Annotated in this window: 2 protein-coding genes; both read left to right on the top strand. The window is 38.5% G+C overall.

Annotation, left to right across the window (positions count from 1 at the left end; translation table 11 throughout):
- On the top strand, positions 1 to 2694 hold a 2694-nt coding region (locus tag ACGH6Q_RS12050), incomplete at its 5' end, for a tape measure protein (RefSeq protein WP_411592953.1).
- A gap of 53 nt (positions 2695 to 2747) precedes the next feature.
- Entirely contained in the window at positions 2748 to 3185 is a 438-nt protein-coding gene (locus ACGH6Q_RS12045; RefSeq protein ID WP_296318451.1) for a hypothetical protein, read from the top strand.
- Positions 3186 to 3274: the final 89 nt, after the last annotated feature.

Genomic DNA, 3274 nt, shown 5'->3' with positions numbered 1-3274 from the left:
TTATCCAATTACCTAAAGAAGAACGCCAAATCAACTAAAGAAGCTGAGAAAATAACAGAGCAATACGTAAGGCAGTTAGCCACTGACGGCAAATTATCTATGCAAACCTTTACCGATGCGCTTATAGATTCTAACGCTGAGCTAGATTCGCTTGCTGACAACATGCGAAATACTGTAACTGACGGGCTTAACCGTGTTACGAATAACCTTAAAAAATACTTTGGTGAACTTAATAACTCAACTGGCGCAACCAAAGTTTTAGTTGATTCGCTGATTCTAATGTCTCAGCACGTTGATATCTTGATGACTGGTGTCGGTGCGCTTGCTGCCATTTATGCAGGGAAATACATCACATCGCTAGCTAGTGTGACCAAACAGAGCGCCGAACAAACAATTGCAAATATTCGACAAGCACAAGCTGAAAAAGTTTTAATTCAAGCCGAAATAGAGCGAATTAGCGAGAACATCAGAGCGTTAGAAGTTCAGAAGCAGAATATTATTCTAGCTCAAACGCATTGTAATAGCTTACGCGCCCAAACATCATTAAATAAACAGCTTATCGCGGTTGAAGCCCAGTTAGCTACAGCAACAAACAAACATGCAGTAGCGCAAACACAGTTAAACACAGCAATAAAAACGACTTCTTTAGCTGCCAATGGTCTAAGGTCTGCTATGGCTTTGTTAGGTGGACCTGCTGGCGCTGCTATGTTGGCGGCTATGTCGCTGTACCATTTCTATGAAAAGGCAAAAAATGCAAAAGAAGAAGCTGTTGGTTTAACTGGAAAAGTGAAAGCACTTTCTGAACAGCTTAATTCTTTCGCTGATGAAAAATTAGTTGTTATTAAAGATGAAGCTGTCAAAGATATAAAAAATGCACAAGAGCAGTTGAAGTTATTGCGCGTCCAAATGAAGTCAACACAAGATCTTTTGGATAAGAAAACTCTTGTTCCTCCATCTGAAAAACAAATAAATGAAGCTCTTGTCACTAGAAATAAACAGCGTGAACAAGAAAAAGAAATTCTTGACGGAATATTGGCAGCCCAAAAACAAATAGCAGAAGTTGAAGACATACTAGCTTCCCGTATAGGACCAAAGCTTGTAAATAATGGTAAGGAATTAGCAAAAAACTGGGATGACGCATCAAAATCAGAAATTGATAAAAAGCTTGCGAGCATATCCAAAGAGCTTGAAATTGCTAAGTTGAAAGCCAAAGAAAATAGTGAAGCGGCATTTGTCTTGGACGGGCTTTATTCGGCGTTGGGTGATAGAGCTAATGAGTATAGGGAAGACTTAGTAGAGCTGGCACTTGGTCAAACCAACTTTACTAAGTTAACAAATGATCAAGCTGCTGCTTTACAGCCGTTGATAGCACAATTAAGAGCGTTGTCAGCGGAAAACAATAAAATTAAAGCAAGCAATAAAAAAGGCACAACAAAATCATACGCCGAAGAAGTCAAAGAACTTAGCGACAAGCTAGAAGTGGCTAAACTTGAAGCTAAAGGCATGACTGTTGAAGCGGAATTGCTTGCTATTACTCAAAAAATGGGCGGTAAGGTTACGGCCGAGCAAACAGCAAAACTAAAAGAGTTAATTGAAACCGCACAAGCCTACAAAGAACTTAGCTCATTAAAAAGCCCAATTGAAGCCGAAGAAGATTCATTCAAAAAATCGAAAAAATCACTAGATGTATTACGGAAAGAAGGAGAAATAAAAACTCAAGAGGAATACAACGCTAAGCTTGAAAAACTTGAGCAACAACATCAGATAAACATGGCTAAAATCAAATCTGATGCTGTTGTATCTAAAATTGACGACGCTGTAGCACAAGTAGACCCTGTTCAAGCTCTTAAAAATGAAAACACTAGAAAACTCGCTTTGATTCAAGAGTTTGAAAAGCAGAAATGGATCACCGAAGAAAACGCAATAGCATTGCGTGAAGCGGCTAATCATCAGTATGAGCAAAATCGTATCAATGCGCAGTGGGAAATATGGCGAAATCAGAGCGATGCTAACGAGTTTTTGGCGTCATCTCTTGAGGGATTAGCAAGTAGCGCAACAAGTACAATATCAGGCTTAGCGTCAGGCACAATGACAGCAACACAAGCAATGCAGAACTTTGCTAATGTGATTTTGAACGAAGCGATCGGGTCATTAGTTCAAATGGGTATGCAATACGTCAAGAACGCAATTGTTGCTAAAACAACCTCGGCATCAACAACGGCGGCGCAAGTAGCTGAGGCTACGTTATTAGCAGCAGCATATCAACCCGCTGCTATGTATGCTTCAATCGCAACGCAGGGCGCAGCAGCAACTACAGGCGCAACATCGTATGCAACAGCTATCGGTTCAATGAAAGCGTTGGGTATAGCAGGTGCTCGTAAAAACGGCGGTCCAGTAGACGCTAACTCTATGTATCGAGTTGGTGAGGGTGGAAAGCCAGAAATCTTGGTAGCAGGCGGAAAGCAATATTTAATACCAGGAGAAAATGGGCGAGTATTAAGCAATCGCCAAATTACATCTAATGGTAAAGGTGGCTCAAATATCAACCTTAATATTAATATGCCGATTAACATTGATGGTGGCGGTGGCATGTCAGAACAAGACGGACAGCAACTAGCTAAAAACATTGAACAAGCTATTCGTGCGCAGATTATGAAAGAACAAAGACCGGGAGGGCTACTAAATCGTCGTTGATTTTATAGGCGAATTTTCATACCATTAATTAAAATTTTAAAAGAGTTGATGGTATGAAAAGAATCTTGATAATTAGTTTAGTTAGCCTTGCTTTATTCGGCTGTGGTGAAGATAAGATTACAAAAGAGTATCTTGTAGGTGATTGGCGCTGTATAGATAACCAGTATCAAAAACACAATGTCGGAGCTAATGAAGACTTGGGTGATCCTGTGTCATCTTTGGAGGATCTAAGGACATTTAGAATAATTAATAATGAATTATACCAAATAAACAAAGAGATAGAAAATACTCTTATTGATTTAAGTAAAATTGACTCAACTGAAGATGAAATATCTGATGCTTATAAAACTCATATTGTGAATACTATAAAGGCAATTGATAAAGACACATTTAAATACATAACAACAATAGATATTAAAAATATAGATAATGACACTAACATTATTAACCTTAGAACTAAATTAGAAGGGATTTGCACAAGAATAAAATAACCTACATTAACTACTGGTGACTAAGAATGGCAATAAAAGTAAAAGGTGTTAGAGGATGCATAAAAGGTTTAGATAACACCGTAAACAAC

This window comes from Gilliamella sp. BG2 (assembly GCF_046635645.1).
In the GTDB taxonomy this organism is placed as follows: domain Bacteria; phylum Pseudomonadota; class Gammaproteobacteria; order Enterobacterales; family Orbaceae; genus Gilliamella; species Gilliamella bombi.
This window is presented reverse-complemented; position numbering and strand designations above follow the sequence as displayed.